At 69.2% G+C, this 14,553-nt stretch carries 15 protein-coding genes, 2 tRNA genes and 1 pseudogene; 10 read left to right on the forward strand and 8 right to left on the reverse strand.

All coding sequences use genetic code 11. The annotated features are described in order from the left end of the window. Window positions 1-37: 37 nt before the first annotated feature. Complete coding sequence (locus tag DVR05_RS18905) at window positions 38-313, forward strand: hypothetical protein (protein ID WP_116247247.1); 276 nt, start codon at window positions 38-40, stop codon at window positions 311-313. Window positions 314-373: 60 nt separating this feature from the next. Here DVR05_RS18905 and DVR05_RS18910 read toward each other — a convergent pair whose 3' ends face one another. Both DVR05_RS18910 and DVR05_RS18915 read right to left on the reverse strand, forming a co-directional pair. Next, a complete protein-coding gene (locus DVR05_RS18910; RefSeq protein ID WP_116247248.1) occupies window positions 374-547 on the reverse strand; it encodes a DUF397 domain-containing protein in 174 nt (57 codons plus the stop codon). Then, window positions 544-1,317, reverse strand: a complete 774-nt coding sequence (locus DVR05_RS18915; protein WP_116247249.1) for a Scr1 family TA system antitoxin-like transcriptional regulator — start codon at window positions 1,315-1,317, stop codon at window positions 544-546. Before DVR05_RS18915 ends, DVR05_RS18910 begins: the two co-directional genes overlap by 4 nt. A gap of 77 nt (window positions 1,318-1,394) precedes the next feature. On the opposite strand from DVR05_RS18915, the gene DVR05_RS18920 reads away from it, so the two are divergent. From DVR05_RS18920 to DVR05_RS18930, 3 genes are all read left to right on the forward strand, one after another. Further along, window positions 1,395-1,595, forward strand: a complete 201-nt coding sequence (locus DVR05_RS18920) for a hypothetical protein (RefSeq protein WP_116247250.1) — start codon at window positions 1,395-1,397, stop codon at window positions 1,593-1,595. 4 nt (window positions 1,596-1,599) lie between these two features. After that, the gene (locus tag DVR05_RS18925; protein WP_116247251.1) at window positions 1,600-1,812 is read left to right on the forward strand and encodes a hypothetical protein; all 213 of its coding nucleotides are present in this window, start codon (window positions 1,600-1,602) and stop codon (window positions 1,810-1,812) included. Between the two features lie 365 nt (window positions 1,813-2,177). Further along, the gene (locus tag DVR05_RS18930) at window positions 2,178-3,029 is read left to right on the forward strand and encodes a hypothetical protein (RefSeq protein WP_157982478.1); all 852 of its coding nucleotides are present in this window, start codon (window positions 2,178-2,180) and stop codon (window positions 3,027-3,029) included. A gap of 474 nt (window positions 3,030-3,503) precedes the next feature. Here DVR05_RS18930 and DVR05_RS18935 read toward each other — a convergent pair whose 3' ends face one another. Both DVR05_RS18935 and DVR05_RS27775 read right to left on the reverse strand, forming a co-directional pair. Then, window positions 3,504-4,490 (reverse strand): recombinase family protein, encoded by a 987-nt coding sequence (locus DVR05_RS18935; RefSeq protein ID WP_255423097.1) that lies wholly within the window; start codon window positions 4,488-4,490, stop codon window positions 3,504-3,506. Next, window positions 4,479-4,859 (reverse strand): annotated as a pseudogene (locus tag DVR05_RS27775) (recombinase family protein); the annotation flags it as partial. The gene DVR05_RS18935 and the pseudogene DVR05_RS27775, both read right to left, overlap by 12 nt. Window positions 4,860-5,127: 268 nt before the next feature. Here DVR05_RS27775 and DVR05_RS18940 point away from each other — a divergent pair. Both DVR05_RS18940 and DVR05_RS18945 read left to right on the forward strand, forming a co-directional pair. Continuing rightward, window positions 5,128-5,200, forward strand: a tRNA-Ala gene (locus tag DVR05_RS18940). A 308-nt stretch (window positions 5,201-5,508) separates the two neighbouring features. After that, complete coding sequence (locus DVR05_RS18945) at window positions 5,509-6,051, forward strand: hypothetical protein (protein WP_116247254.1); 543 nt, start codon at window positions 5,509-5,511, stop codon at window positions 6,049-6,051. A 122-nt stretch (window positions 6,052-6,173) separates the two neighbouring features. On the opposite strand, the gene DVR05_RS18950 is transcribed toward DVR05_RS18945, so the two are convergent. Both DVR05_RS18950 and DVR05_RS18955 read right to left on the reverse strand, forming a co-directional pair. Beyond that, on the reverse strand, window positions 6,174-7,802 hold the full coding sequence (locus tag DVR05_RS18950; RefSeq protein WP_116247255.1) for a glycoside hydrolase family 13 protein: 1,629 nt from the start codon (window positions 7,800-7,802) through the stop codon (window positions 6,174-6,176). Window positions 7,803-7,828: 26 nt separating this feature from the next. Beyond that, window positions 7,829-8,848: a LacI family DNA-binding transcriptional regulator gene (locus DVR05_RS18955; protein WP_116247256.1), complete on the reverse strand. Its 1,020-nt coding sequence runs from the start codon at window positions 8,846-8,848 to the stop codon at window positions 7,829-7,831. Between the two features lie 218 nt (window positions 8,849-9,066). Between DVR05_RS18955 and DVR05_RS18960 the strand changes: the two genes are divergently transcribed. Genes DVR05_RS18960 through DVR05_RS18970 form a run of 3 tightly spaced genes read left to right on the forward strand, consistent with a single transcriptional unit; the run spans window position 9,067 to window position 12,177 of the window. Further along, a complete protein-coding gene (locus tag DVR05_RS18960; RefSeq protein ID WP_116247257.1) occupies window positions 9,067-10,377 on the forward strand; it encodes an ABC transporter substrate-binding protein in 1,311 nt (436 codons plus the stop codon). Window positions 10,378-10,432: 55 nt separating this feature from the next. Beyond that, on the forward strand, window positions 10,433-11,281 hold the full coding sequence (locus DVR05_RS18965) for a carbohydrate ABC transporter permease (RefSeq protein WP_116247329.1): 849 nt from the start codon (window positions 10,433-10,435) through the stop codon (window positions 11,279-11,281). After that, window positions 11,278-12,177, forward strand: coding sequence for a carbohydrate ABC transporter permease (locus tag DVR05_RS18970; protein WP_116247258.1), 900 nt, complete (start codon window positions 11,278-11,280; stop codon window positions 12,175-12,177). The genes DVR05_RS18965 and DVR05_RS18970 overlap by 4 nt, the downstream gene beginning before the upstream one ends. A gap of 200 nt (window positions 12,178-12,377) precedes the next feature. Here DVR05_RS18970 and DVR05_RS18975 read toward each other — a convergent pair whose 3' ends face one another. Further along, the gene (locus DVR05_RS18975; RefSeq protein WP_017597826.1) at window positions 12,378-12,671 is read right to left on the reverse strand and encodes a co-chaperone GroES; all 294 of its coding nucleotides are present in this window, start codon (window positions 12,669-12,671) and stop codon (window positions 12,378-12,380) included. A gap of 153 nt (window positions 12,672-12,824) precedes the next feature. Here DVR05_RS18975 and DVR05_RS18980 point away from each other — a divergent pair. Continuing rightward, window positions 12,825-12,897 (forward strand) — tRNA-Ala (locus tag DVR05_RS18980). 531 nt (window positions 12,898-13,428) lie between these two features. Here the strand turns inward: DVR05_RS18980 and DVR05_RS18985 are convergent. Next, the gene (locus DVR05_RS18985) at window positions 13,429-14,466 is read right to left on the reverse strand and encodes a LacI family DNA-binding transcriptional regulator (protein WP_116247259.1); all 1,038 of its coding nucleotides are present in this window, start codon (window positions 14,464-14,466) and stop codon (window positions 13,429-13,431) included. Window positions 14,467-14,553 lie beyond the last annotated feature (87 nt).

A 14,553-nucleotide genomic window follows, 5' to 3' on the forward strand; every position in this document is an offset into this window, starting at 1 on the left:
CGCCTCCCGGAGCCTGCGACTCCGGGAGGCGGGCACCATGACCACCATCGACCTACAAGACGTGGCCGAGGACCTGAACCTGGTCATCGACACCCAGCGCAGCGACGCGCCCACGGTCACGCTCACCTATGACGGGAGCACCCGCCAGACGTGGACCGCGACGGTCCGGCTCGGCACCGCCGACACAGACGGCGCGGTGCACGAACTGTTCGACCGGCTCTACGACGTGCGGGACACCGAACTCAACCGCGATGTCCAGGGCACCGTGAGCGGCGCTCTCCGGGCGGTAGCCGCCATGACCGACCAGTCCTAGAACACAGCACGAACCCCCGGCCTAAGGTGGCCGGGGGTTCATCATGTTCACGATCGTGCGCTACCGGTCCGTGTTCACCCCCGCTAGGAGAGCCACCCACTCCCCCGAGGGGAACGGCAGGTGTCCTGCCTCGCGGTTCTCAGTGTCACGGACGTCCGCCCCGGACTCATGCTCACGGACCTCGACGCACGTTGATGTGCTGGGGCTGTAACTGGACTTGTGCCAGTCGTTCACGTCGCCATCTCCTTCACCATCTCGATTGACTGTCCTGCGGACAGGGCAACCTGAGTCGCCCGCTGGATACGGGCTGTCAGGACCTCTATCTGTCTTGGTTTGCCGTGCGTCACAACGTCCCAGTTGTGTTCGCTGGCCAGAACCCGGGTTCCGTCCGTGAGGTGGAAACTCATCAACGGAGCGACCATGTCGAGAATCGCGTCCTCACCCAACAGGTTCACGGTCAGGCGGCCACCCTCGACCAGGTCAACCAATCGCCGAGCCTGTGTCCTCCTGACCGGTGGGGGCAGACGGGACAGGCACGATGCTGGGAACACTGCCGTCACCCAGGGCGCACCGTTAGCGGCGAGCGCATCGTAACGCCCGGCACGTGCCTTGGCTTCGGCGCGGATCACATCGTCAGATCCCGGGTACTGCCCTTCCCTCAGCAACAGTTCCGCGTATGCCCTCGCGTGCACCAGGCCAGGGATGCCGTACGGGTAGACCAGGTGGATCGCCACCGAGTTGCGTTCAAGGTCGGGGATGCGCTGTTTCCACGGGGCGACCACCTCCCCAGTCATGTCAATCTGCCAGTCCCTGAGCAGTTCACCACCACACCTGAGCACCCGGTCCAGCTCTTCGGCATCGTCACGGTCGGGGAGGTAGTCGCCCCGTTCCCACCTGGTCACGGTGGACGGGGAGCGGCTGACGCGGGAGGCTAGCTGGGACTTGGACAGCCCCATATTTTTGCGTGCCCGCGTCAGGGATGCGCAAAAGACTTTGCTCTCCATGCAGGGACGGTAGCGCTGTTTGCGCGCATCCGTCACCCAGTAGAGACAGGCCGTAGTAGTGGTGTGACCTTGGTCCCATGAAAGAGCGCCAGAGCACCACCCCCGCCGCCCTCACGGCCCTCCGACGACTCCATCCCGCGTGGACGATCTCGGCCGCCGAAGACGGGTACGTCGCCCGCCACACCAACCCCGAGACTGGCGACACCGACGACATCATCCGCGCCGACACCGCCGAGACTCTCGGGTCCCGCCTGCACGCCACCCAACACCGGAGGTGACCGCATGCCCCAGTGGGAACCCCGACGCGCCGACCAATTGAAGCGCCGAGACATCGTGTTGATGCCCAATGACGAGATCCGCGCCGTAACCGACGCCAACCCACCCTACGGCGGTAGCGTCCACATCCGACTCGGAACCACCTGGTATGCGTTCCCCGTCGACACCAAGCTCCCCGTGGACATCCGACGTTGGGGAGTCGACGGTGCCGACCGGTGACCCCGTGGTCTCTTATCTGGGCAACGGCTGGTGGTCCGTGGGCGACACCACCGGAACCTGGCACACCTGTTATTGGGTTCTCACTCGCCAGTACGGGATGTGCCACAGCGAGGCGAACGCTGTTCTCGCGTCCGCCTCACGAACCAGAATGAGTACATCTATCATCCAGGAGGGACGTTGAGAATGGACACCTGAGACACCTGTAAGTGAGTTGATGTACAAAACGGGCAGGTTCTGCCCTGACCATGATGAGTTCTACTACGAAGGAGTCAACATGTCCGGTGAAGTGTGCGGAGACTGCAACAAAGAGATGAGCGACTGCACCTGCGATATCGGTAACCCTAGCTACTGAGGGGGCAACCGTGGTGTCCCACACCATCGAAACCGCATGGAGCGCACGAACCTTGCAAGGCGTGGGGATCTCTCGGGATCAGATCCTCAACGAGGCGGAATGTCGCCTCGGCGTGCGTCTGATACGCGAAGGACAGACCCCGGGTAATAGCAACCCATCCATCGGCATGCCGACTCAGGAGCGAACCTGGGTTCGTCTGAACTGGTATCAGCCTGGGAGTATCTTCTCTCGTGAGCTGAGTGGGCTGGAGGAGTCACTCGGTATCCAGGGTGTCCCCCGATCTGAGTTCATCCAGGCATGCCACTGGGCACATGCGGGTGTCATCTTCCGGGCTGAGGAGATGACCCTGGCCGAGGATCCGGTCGCCTGTCCCCGATCCACACCGACCCACGTTCCCGACGTGAATGAGAAGTGGTGGGAGGATCTGACGCAGGCGTTGGTGAATCTGTCCGACACCACGACTAGGCGCGTCTCCCTTCCCCCGGGGCCGATCGTGAGGGACCTGAAGAAACATGCGGGGTTGGAACTGGAAACCCGCACCTGGGATTGGGTTGTTGGGCACGGTGACCTGCACTGGGGCAACCTCACCGCACCCCGCCTGTGCATCCTGGACTGGGAGTGCTGGGGCAGGCTACCCAGGGGAGCCGATCCTGCGACATTGTGGGCCTGTTCCTTTTTCGTGCCGGAGTTGGCCGATGAGGTCCAACGTCGTTTCCACGACGATCTCTTCTCTCCAGAGGGGCGAGCCTGCATGTTGTGGGCCTCCTATCGACTCTTGCGTCCGGACATCGAGGAACGTCACGGCCCAGAACAACTTGAGCGGTTGCGCTCAGCCCAGGAGGACCTGATCGAGTCCCTGTCCTGAGGTTGCCTCGCCAGCCCCCGGCCGACCCCTCACGGCTGGGGGCTCTACCTGTGGTAGCTAACCGGAGGATGTTTGTACCAATGTTTGTCGGGGGCTCAAAACGCTGAGGGGAGGGGGGAAATAGGGTGGCGCGGGGTCGCTGGCTGTCACCTACCGCCGCCCCCTACCCCCCGGTGGTGCCGGTGGGGTCCCGGCCGAGGCTCCCCGGTATCCCGGCGGGTCGGGTGGTGAGGAGCCGGGGGTTGCGGGTGGCTGTGGGGTGTTGAAGACGTCATGCCGTGGCTCGGGAATCCCTATCTCCCTACGCGTGTGGAGACTCACGAGGCGCTGAGGAGATTCACGCAGCCTTGATGAAGGTCGCCTCGTCCGGTGTCACACGCACGAAACCCCCGCAGCCTCTGCGACTGCGGGGGTTTCGTGCAGTTTATTGAGGTCGTAGGCGATATTGTTCTCCAGGAACTCGGGGGGTCGACGTTAATCCCTTCGGATCACCAGCCGATCCGTGGCGGGCTCCAGACGGTGCGCGGCCTTACGGATACGCACCTCACCCAGGACCCCGGGCACGAGCAATAGCCTCGCCACCCTGCGCTTCACCTCCAGCGGTGTAGCCTCCCACCGGCCGCGCACGTCACCGCCCGGCTCGATCAGCGCCAGCAGGTCGGGCGGTGTCGACAACTCACGCTCCAGCTTCTCCAAGTCGGAGATCTCCGACTCGTTGGTCTCGATCGACCTCGCTATCACGCGCGCCTCCGCCAACGTCGCTGGCTCGGCCCCCTCCAATTCCGCCAAGTTTGCGCGCCGCTCGGCCAACTGTCCACGAACATCGGACAGTTCACCCGAAGCCCCCGACCACCGGCGGGACAGATCCTCGTACACGTCCGCGCGAGACAGGTACCCGACAATCAATTCTGTGACGAATTCGTCGACGGGGGCCTGGGCGACCCGCACGCACCCCTTCCGGTGGCACCTGTACCGGGGGCCATCGGGTGTGGGGCGGGTCGGGTTGAAGCTGGACAGCGGACCAACGCACACGCCACACCTGAGGGTCATCGTGAACGGGTGACCGGCACGCCCCGGTCGGGCACCCTTCCGGGTGCCCGACAGCCGAGACTGCACCGCCCAGAACGTCTCAGTGTCCACGATCGGCTCCCACGTGGCGGGGTACATCGTGCCGTGGTGGCTGCGGAAGCCCGCGTACGCGGGCTTTTTCAACAGACTTCGCACGTGCTGGTCTGTGAACGGGTTCCCGGACCGGTTCCGCCAACCGTCTGCGTTCATCTGCATGGTGGCACCCCGGATGCTCACCCCTCGCCGGACCATGTCGAACAGCTCGCGGATCAGGGGTGCGTACTTCGGGTCTTCCTCCCATGTGACGAGCTTCCCGGTACGGGTGTCGTGGACGGCTCGCAACCCGATCGGTGCCTGCCCGTGGGGGTGCCCTTTACGGGCGATGTCTGACATGTCCCGCGAGACGCGGGCGCTTGTCTCGTCTGAGGATGCCTCCGAAGCCGACGCGTCGTCGCGGAGTGCCTTCCTGTCCCGCCAGTTCGCAGGGTTGTACACGCGATCGTGGCTGGTGATGAAGATCCGTACTCCGGCTTCGCGGCAGAGTTCGATCAGGGTGTACCACTCCAGGGATCGGCGGGAGCCGCGCGACCCTTCCCAGAGCACCAACACCCGTGCGCCGAACCGGCCGGATTCCAGGTCCTGTATCAACTGGGCGTAGTCGCCGCGCGGGCGACGGGCATACCTACTGGCGCTGCCGATGTCGGAGTACGGGGCGTCGGAGATGGTGATGCCATGCCCAGCGGCGGCGCGCACGTTCTCGTCGTGCCTGTTGGGCGTTGGACTTTTCGTGGCCGGATCTGTCTACGGAGACACGTAGGTACTCGCGGCCGGTGAGGTGCTGGTCAAGGGTTGGGCTCAACGTGGTCATGGTGTCCCCCTATCCTCATGGGTACCACTAGTACGGTGATAGCCTGCCGGAGCCCGTCGTGCTCAGCGACGACACCTGACCGGGATTCCGTTTCGACGTTCGCGTCGGATTCCGCTACAGTTCTGGGAGTCGGCGGGTCACGCACCCGCACGACTCCCACACGGGGCTATGGCGCAGTTGGTAGCGCGCCTCCATGGCATGGAGGAGGTCTGGGGTTCGAATCCCCATAGCTCCACGGACTCAGGACGACCCTGCTCGGGGGCCTTCGGCCGCCTCGCCGGGTCGTCCTTCGTGTTTACCGGGGGCGACCCCCCGAACCCCCCGAGGTACCCCCCTGTGGCCCGGGTCGCGCTGATCGGTGGGGTGGATGGGCCATACCCTGACAACGCGGGGCTGTGCCCCGTGGTTTGTACTGGGGTCGCCCAAGGTCCAACTCGCCTCCGAGACGACTCTGCTCGCGCGTGATCGCGCTCGCCGGGTCGTCTCGTCGTCTCTTCTGGGGGTGACCCCCAGACCCCCGATGCACGGAACCGGGGAGCCGCGGTGACCGTCGATCCGGGTGTGGGAGTCGACGGGAGAGCCGGGACGGGCGGGGCGCGGCGGACGCACGCGGACGAGGTCGGGGAGCGCGTCCGACGGCACGCCGACAGGATCGAGGGTGTCTGGGAGGGGCGCGGCACCGCCACCGGTCTCAGCGTGGACCTCACCGGCGTGATCCCGCGCGCCCGGCTGCGTACGGACGGGGCGGACGCGGAGGACCTGGCACGGCGGGTGTACCGGGGGCTGCCCTTCGAGGTGCGACTCCACAAGGCGCGGAAGCTGCGCGGGGAGTGGTACGAGGCGCTGTTCGGGGACATCGTGCGGCGTGGGGGCGGGACGTCGATGCCCAGGGCGCCGCGTGAGCGCATGCGGTGGCACGTCGAAGAACTCGCCCTGGAGCTGGAGGCGGGCCTCGGTGAGGTGCGGCGCGCTCACGCGCTGACCGGTTCGGCGGGCGGGTGCTGCGAGTACGACTTCCTGTGGGTGGACTACCTCCTGCTCACCGACGACTGGGTCGTCGTCCTCCACGTCGGCGAACTGGACTGACGGCCGGGGCGGGACTCAGGCTGCTCCGCGTGGTGGCGTGGGGCGCCGCCTCCCCGCCCGTGCGCGCCCCGGGCGGGGGCTGACGCCGGGCGTCGGCGGGGAGACGGTCGTCCGACCCTCCCTCACGCACGCGGACGACGCAGCCACACGGCGGTGTCGCCCGGCAGCGCCCCGTTCGGGTCGGCGCTGGCCACTAGGACCTCGCCCGGCGGCAGCCCCACCGCGTCGGCGCCGGTGTTGACCAGGACCAGGACCTCCGGACCGCGCCAGAACGCCAGCACCGGCCCGCGGTTCAGCTCCGCGTCCCAGACCAGGGACTCGTCGGCGGAGAACCCCCGCCGTGCGGCGAGCGCCCGCCGGTACAGGTTCAGCGTCGAGTCCGGATCCCCCGTCTGCACCTCGACCGACCAGCGACCCCACCCCTCGGGCTGGGGCAGCCAGGAACCGTCGGCACCGAAGCCGTGGGAGGAGCCGTCCACCGTCCACGGCAGCGGGACCCGTGAGCCGTCCCTCCCCTTGTCGGTGCGTCCGCTGCGCAGCCAGCGCGGGTCCTCCAACGCCTCGGGGGGAAGGTCGGCGACCTCGGGCAGTCCCAGCTCCTCGCCCTGGTAGAGGTAGGCCGAGCCGGGCAGGGCCAGCGCCAGCAGGGCCAGTGCCCGGGCGCGGCGCGTGCCCAGGTCGAGGTCCGGGGCGGGATCGCGGCCGTCGGCGAGCAGCCAGGACCGCAGGTCGGTGCCCGGGGGCAGGCCCAGGACCGACACCCGGCGCACCAGGTCGTGGTTGTTGGTCACCCACGTGGCCACCGTGCCCGTCCGCGCGGCGTCGGCGATGGAGGCGTCGATCACGCGCCGGTAGGCGTCGGCGTCCCAGGGGGTGAGCAGGAAGTCGAAGTTGAAGGTCTGGTCCAGCTCGTCGGGGCGGGTGTAGCGGATCCGGCGGTCGGCGGGCAGCCACACCTCGCCGACCGTGGTGGGGGGCGGGTCGAACTCCGCCAGCACCCGGCGCCAGTCCCGGTACACGTCGTGGACCCCGGGACGGTCCATGAGCGGGTGGTCCGGGTTGGCCGCGATGTCCTCGTACCGGCCGCCGTCCACCAGGACCAGGTCGCGCAGCGGCTCGGTCAGGTCCTTGACCAGCCCGTAGGCGACGTCGATCCGGAACCCGTCCACCCCGCGGCGGCTCCAGAACCGCAGGATGCCGCGGAACTCCTCGCGCACCCGGGGGTCGTCCCAGTTCAGGTCGGGCTGTTCGGGGGCGAAGAAGTGCAGGTACCACTGCCCGTCGGGCACCCGGGTCCAGGCCGGGCCGCCGAAGGTCGACCGCCAGTTGGACGGCGGCAGGTCCCCGTTCGGCCCCCGGCCGTCCCGGAAGACGTACCGGTCGCGCTCGGGCGAACCGGGACCGGCCGCCAGGGCCGCCTGGAACCACGGGTGCGCCTCCGAGGTGTGGTTGGGCACGAGATCGATCACCACGCGAAGATCGAGCCCGTGGGCTGTCCGCACCAGCGCGTCGAAGTCGTCCAGACTCCCCAACAGCGGGTCCACGTCCCGGAAGTCGGCGACGTCGTAGCCGCCGTCCGCCCACGGAGTGGGGTGGAACGGGGTCAGCCAGACCCCGTCGGCCCCCAGATCGCGGACGTGCTCCAGGCGGGCCGTGATCCCCGGGAGGTCGCCCACACCGTCACCGTCGGAGTCGGCGAAGCTGCGCGGGTAGATCTGGTAGAGGACCGCGTCGCGCCACCACTGCTGCATGAGTTCTCCCTGTGGTCGGGTGTGCGTCAGGACAGGCCGCGCGTCCCCCTGGGGGCCGCGGTGGAGTGTCGCAGGATGATCTGGGTGGGCCGCTCGACGTGGGTGTCGGGCCGGGCCGTGCCCGCCAGGACGTCCACCGTGAGCCGCCCCGCGGCCAGCCCCGTCTCGTAGGGGCACTGGTCGACCGTGGTCAGGTCCAGGACCGAGGCCGCGTCGTGGTTGTCGAAGCCCATGAGCGAGATGGCCCCCGGCACCGGCACGCCCGACCGGCGCAGCGTCCGGTGGGCGCCCATCGCGATGCCGTCGAACTCGGCGAGGACGGCGGTGGGCGGGTCCGCGGCCGACAGCAGCTCTCCCATGGCCAGCTCTCCGCCCTCCTGGTCCGGGGACCGGACCAGGATCCACGGGTCCAGCCCGGCGTCGGCCATGGCGGCCTCGTGGCCCGCCAGACGGTCCCGGGCACTGCCGCTGAACCACTCCGGGGTCCGGGAACCGATGTAGGCGATCCGGGTGTGCCCCAGGTTGAGCAGGTGGCGGGTGGCCCCGGCGGCGGCCTCCCGGTCGTCGATGAACACGCTGGCCCGCCCCGGAACCCGTTGCCCGGTCAGGACGGCGGGCACGCCGACGTCGTCCAGCCGTCGGCACTCCTCCTCGGACAGGTCCATGGCGACCGTGACCACCGCGTCCGCGTTGCGGCGCAGGGGCAGCGCGCGCGTCCAGCCCCGCCGGGACCGGACCTCCCCGACCTGGTAGACGAGCATGTCGAGGTCGGCGGCGCGCAGCGCGTCGCCGAGACCGGCCAGGACCCCGCCGAAGAACCAGGGACGGAGGGTGGGCGCGACCACGGCCACCCGGCCGGTGCGCCCCGTCACCAGTCCCGAGGCGTTGCGGGAGACCACGTAGCACAGTTCGTCGGCCGCGTCCTGGACGCGTTGGCGCACGTGCGGGGAGACCCCCGGCGCGTCCCGCAGCACACGCGAGACCGTTGACGGGGACACGCCCGCGTGCCGGGCGACGTCGCGCATGCTCGCTGGTCTGTTCACCATGCGACCACGGTAGGAGTGTGGCCTGGGTCATGGCAACGTTTTCATGGCTTCGTGTTCACGATCCGCCGATGATGCGAGGAATCGTCCACAAGTGGGCGAGGGGCACTGTTGACTTCATCACATTCTCGGTGGCATCGTTTTCACACACCTCGGGGGGCGAACCACGACAGGCTCGACACCGCGCGTCCGGCCCCGGGCCGGCGCGAAAGGAGAGTGCTATGTCCGTTGTTGCACGGCGCCGGAGGCCGGTGGCCCGCGGATGCGCCGCCGGGCTCGGCGCACTGGTCCTGACCCTGGCCACGGCCTGCGGAGAACCACCGGGCGAGGGCGGGGCGGGCCCCGAGGGAGGGACCGCCGGACTGGCCGACGACCCCCAGATCGTCTGGGCGGTCACCGGGGCCGATCGGCGGATCCACGAGGAGGTCGTGCGCCTGTGGAACGAGGAGAACCCGGACCGCCAGGTCGACGTCTTCTTCCTGGCGCCCACCGCCGACGAGCAGCGCCAGGCCATGTTCCAGGACCTCCAGAGCCAGGCGGGCGAGTTCGACGTCCTCGGCCTGGACGTGATCTGGACCGGTGAGTTCGCCGAGTTCGGCTACATCGAGAGCCTGGAGGACCTGCGCCCGGAGGTCGAGGGCGCCAGCCTGGCGGGTGCCCTCGACAGCGCCCAGTGGCAGGAGGAGCTGTACGCGCTGCCCTACTCCTCCAACGGCGCGTTCCTCTACTACCGCACCGACCTCGTCGACGAGCCGCCCACCACCTGGCAGGAGCTCTACGACACCGGAACCGCCGCGGCCGAGAAGGCGGGCATCTCCGCCTACGTCGGCCAGGGCGACCAGTACGAGGGCTTCGTCGTCAACTTCCTGGAGCTGTACTGGTCCGCGGGCGGCGAGCTGTTCGACGCGTCCCAGGAGAACAGCACCTTCCTGGAGGGCGACGCCGCCGAGACCGCCCTGGAGTTCATGACCGAGGCCTACGAGACCGGCTTCTACGCGGAGGGCTTCGACTCCATGGTCGAGGACGACGCCCGGGCCCTCTTCCAGGCGGGCGAGGCCGTCTACATGCGCAACTGGCCCTACGCCATCCCGCTCCTGGAGGGCGAGGACGGCGAGGAGAGCGCGGTCGCCGGGAACTTCGCGGTCGCTCCGCTGCCCACCTTCACCGGTGAGGGCACCGTCAGCGCGCTCGGCGGACTCAACAACGCGGTCAGCACCCTGAGCGACAACCCCGAACTCGCCCGCGAGTTCGTCGTCTGGGCCGCCACCGACCCCGGGGCGCAGGCGATCCTGGCCGACAACAGCCTGCCCCCGACCCTGCTCAGCGCCTACGAGGAGGTCGACGACCCCAACTTCGAGCTCCTGGGTGACATCCTCTCCCAGGCGCGGGCCCGGCCCCCGGTGCCCGGCTACAACGCCCTGTCGCTGACCATCCAGGACCACCTGCACCCGGCCTACCTCGGCCAGGGCGACCCCGCCGAGGCGCTGGAAGCCGTCGACCAGGGGGCCCAGGCCGCCCTCGAACACGAGTAGGACCATGACCACGACCCCGAGCGTCCGTACCCGCCAGGGCCTGGGCGAACGGGCGATGGGGCGGGTGTTCCTCGCCCCGTCGTTCGCCTTCATGGCCGTGATCGCGCTCTTCCCGGTCTTCTACGCGGTCGGGATGAGCCTGTACGAGATCCGCGGCTTCCGGCGTGAGCCGGTCGGCGTCGACAACTACGTCCGCGTGCTGGGCGACTCCGGTTTCCTCAACGCCGTCGGCAACACGCTGGTGTTCACCGTCGCGTCGGTGGCGCTGGAGTTCGTCATCGGGATGGCCTTCGCGCTGATCATGCACCAGGCATTCGTCGGCCGGGGGCTGACCAGGGCGGTCATCCTGGTGCCCTGGGTGATCCCCACCGCGGTCGCGGCCCAGGTGTGGCGGTACATGTTCGACCGCAACCCGGGCTTCGTGAACGCGGTGCTGGGCACCGACGTCAACTGGCTGCGGGACCCGGCGTGGACCATGGTCGGCATCATCAGCGCCGACGTGTGGAAGACGGCGCCGTTCGTGGCGCTTCTGCTCCTGGCCGGACTCCAGACCATCCCGAGGGACTACTACGAGGCGGCCAAGGTGGACGGGGCGAACGCGGTTCAGCGGTTCGTGCACGTCACCCTGCCGCTGCTGCGCCCGGCGATCGTGGTCGCGCTGCTGTTCCGCACGGTGGACGCGCTGCGCATGTTCGACTTCGCGTACGTGTTCGCGGGGTACTCCAACTCGGTCGCCACCCTGTCGGTGTACGCCCAGCGGTACCTGGTCGCCGACCCGCGACTGGGCTACGCCAACGCTCTGTCCACGGTCACGTTCGTCGTCGTCATGCTCGTCGGACTGGCCTTCATCAGCCGGATGGGCCGCCACATGGTCGGTGACGCGGCGGGGAAGGAGAGGCGATGACGGTCGACACGGCGGCCCCGGTCCGGTCGGGGCGCGCCCGCCGCCGGGGGACGCCCCCGCTGGCGGGCCACGCGCTCAGACTGCTCGGCCTGCTCCTCGTGCTGGGCTGGTGCCTGTTCCCGTTCCTGTGGATGGCCATGACCAGCCTGCGCACGGGGTCGGTGGCGCTGACAGACCCGAACATCCTCCGGGGTCCGTTCAATCTGGACAACTACCAGCAGGTCATCGACCAGGGCTTCCACTTCGCGTTGCGCAACTCCCTGATCGTCGCGGCGGTCACCACGGCGATCTGCGTGCCGGTGGCCTCCCTGGCGGGCTACGCGCTGGCCCGGCTGCCGTTGGCGGGCAAGTTCCTGATCCTGGCCGCGACGCTGGTCGCCACCCTGTTCCCACCGGTCGCGCTGGTCAACCCGCTGTACCAGATGTACCTGGAACTCAACGACTGGACCGGGATCAACCTGCTCAACAGTTACGCGGGCATGGTGATCCCGTACGTGGCGCTGACCCTGCCCCTGTCCATCTTCATCCTCACCACGTTCTTCTCCGGTATCCCACGGGAGATCGAGGAGTCGGCGAAGGTCGACGGGGCGACCCCCTTCCAGACCTTCCTGAGGGTGGTCGCCCCGCTGGCCGCGCCGGGGGTCGGGGCCGCTGCCATCCTCACCTTCGTCTACGCCACCAACGAGTTCCTGCTGGCCTTCTCCTTCGCCCCCAACGACCTCAACGTGCAGACCGTCCCGGTGTTCGTGGGCACCTTCGAGCGGGTCGGCTACGAGAACCCGATCGGGCAGATCATGGCGGCCTCGGTCCTGGTCTCGATCCCGCTCATCGTCTTCGCCCTCGTCCTGCAACGCCGGATCGTGGCGGGGCTGACCTCGGGAGCGGTCAAGGGGTGAACCGCCCTCGCGGGGGCGCCCGGCCCCCGCGAGGGGCCGTCGGCCCACGGCACGAAGACCGGGCCGCCGGGGCGCCCGCCTCCGACGTGCTCGACATGCGCCCGCCGTCCCCGGTGAAGGCGGTGTCCGCCGAACCGCCGAACCGAACCGGACAGCGAAGCCCACCGCGCGGGAGAGCACGGCGGGCGACGGAACACGGGTCAGAGGTAGAGGCCGGTTCCCCGTTCGGGGGACTCGTTGGCGACGGCGTGCACGTCGCGTTCGCGCAGGATGACGTAGCGCTCGCCGTTCAGTTCGACCTCACCCTGGTCCTCGGGGTCGAACAGCACGCGATCGCCGGTCTTGACGTGGCGGGCGCCCGTTCCGGCGCCGCAGACCTCACCCCAGGCGAGCCTCGTCGCCAGCTTCACCGTGTCCGGGATGACCAGACCGGCGCTGCTACGCCGCTCGCTCTTGTCCGGGACCGCTCTCACCAACAGGCGGTCGTGGAGCATCTGGATTTCAAGCTTTGATTCGGGCACCACTCCAGGGTATTCGGCCCCGACCGCGAGTCCTCACCATCCACCGGGGAGGCCGATGGCACGACCCACTCCCGGACTCCGGTAGAGTATTGCCAACGCCGAGCGGGGGAACCGCCCGGCACACCAGGGGCTATGGCGCAGTTGGTAGCGCGCCTCCATGGCATGGAGGAGGTCTGGGGTTCGAATCCCCATAGCTCCACGGACTCAGGACGACCCTGCTCGGGGGCCTTCGGCCGCCTCGCCGGGTCGTCCTTCGTGTTTACCGGGGGGCGACCCCCGGACCCCCGATGTGACTCCGAGACGACCCTGCTCGCGCGTGACCGCGCTCGCCGGGTCGTCTCGTCGTTTCTTCTGAGGGTGAGCCCCGGACCCCGGTGAATTCGAGGGGTCGTCGCAACACAGGCTGATCAACTGGTCACGGCCAGGAGCTTAGCCAAACGCTCGGCCAGGAGTTTCCTGCGCCCCTGTGGTTTCCGGCTCTTGCGGATCTCGAAGTCGTCCATCGCACCCCTAGGGACGTGGGGTGTTGCAACGACTACTAGAACTCAAGCCCCGATGCGGGGCTTTCCCCCGCGTGCGCGGGTGAGGTCCCGTCAGGTCCACCAGGTGCGGGCTGCCGCTCGCCGCGACCCGCACCTGTGGTTCGGCGGGACCCCCGACGCGCCGCCCGGCCCTTCGGCCGTCGCGCCTCGCGGCGCCGCCCGCGTAGGGTCCGGGGGACCGGTCGGGCTCACCCCTTCGTGGCGGGACGAGCGGTCGAGGCCCGGATCACCAGGCTCGGCGTGAGGACCTCGTGCCGGTCCTCGCTCCGCCCCGACAGCCGCTCCACCACCATCTCCACCGCCAGACCCCCCATCACCAGGCGAGGCTGGTCCACACTGGTCAGGCGCGGCCGCACGGTGTCGGCGAGGGAGGTGTTGTCGTACCCCACGACCGACAGCTCATCCGGGACGGCGATCCCCTCCGCGTGGGCTTGGTCCAGGACCGCGAGCGCGGCCAGGTCGTTGACGGCGAAGACCCCCGTCGGGCGGGCGGCCAGCAGGGCCTCGGCCGCGCCCTCCCGTCCACACGGGTCGTCGCCGACCTCCCGGACCGCCACGCGCCCCTCCAGGCCGAGGGAGGCCATGGCCTCCCGGTACCCCTCCTGACGGGCGCGCGAGGCCGGGCGCCGGGACCCCGCCAGATGGGCGATCCGCTCGTGTCCGAGCCCGGCCAGGTGCCGGACCGCCGCCTCCGCCCCCGCGCGGTCGTCGTTGGCGATGGTGTCCACCCCCGGGGTGAACCGCTCGGGGCGACCCACCATCACGACCGGGGCGCGGCGCGCGGCATCGGCCAGGGCGTCCGGCTCGACCCAGGAACTCACCACGACCACGCCGTCCACGTTCAGTTGCAGCAGCGCGTCGAGCTGGTGGGTCAGCCGCGCCCGGTCGCGTCGTCCGTGCGCCATGAGGACGGTGAGGCCCCTGGCGTCCGCGGACTCCTCCACCCCCGCCACGACCTCGGTGTGGTAGGGGTTCGCCAGGTCGGTGAGGAGCACCCCGAGGATCATCGTGCGTCCCTGGACCAGGCCCCGGGCGAGGGCGTTGGAACGGTACCCCAGCCGTTCCGCGGCCGCCAGGATGCGCGCGCTGGTCGCGGCGCTCACGCCGTCGCCCCCGCGCAGCGCCAGGGACACCAGTGACTTGGACACCCCCGCGGCGGCGGCGACGTCCACGATCGTGGGACGTCCTCCGCGCCGGGCCCGCCCGTCTCCGCCTGTGGTCGTCACCCCGCCATTGTGTCGTGTCCGGGGCGGCACGGCCCATCCGAATCTGGAACGTTCCAGATTCGTTTCCCCCCGGGTCACCCACAGGAT

It is taken from the genome of Nocardiopsis sp. FIRDI 009, from assembly GCF_003386285.1.
Classification (GTDB): Bacteria; Actinomycetota; Actinomycetes; order Streptosporangiales; family Streptosporangiaceae; genus Nocardiopsis.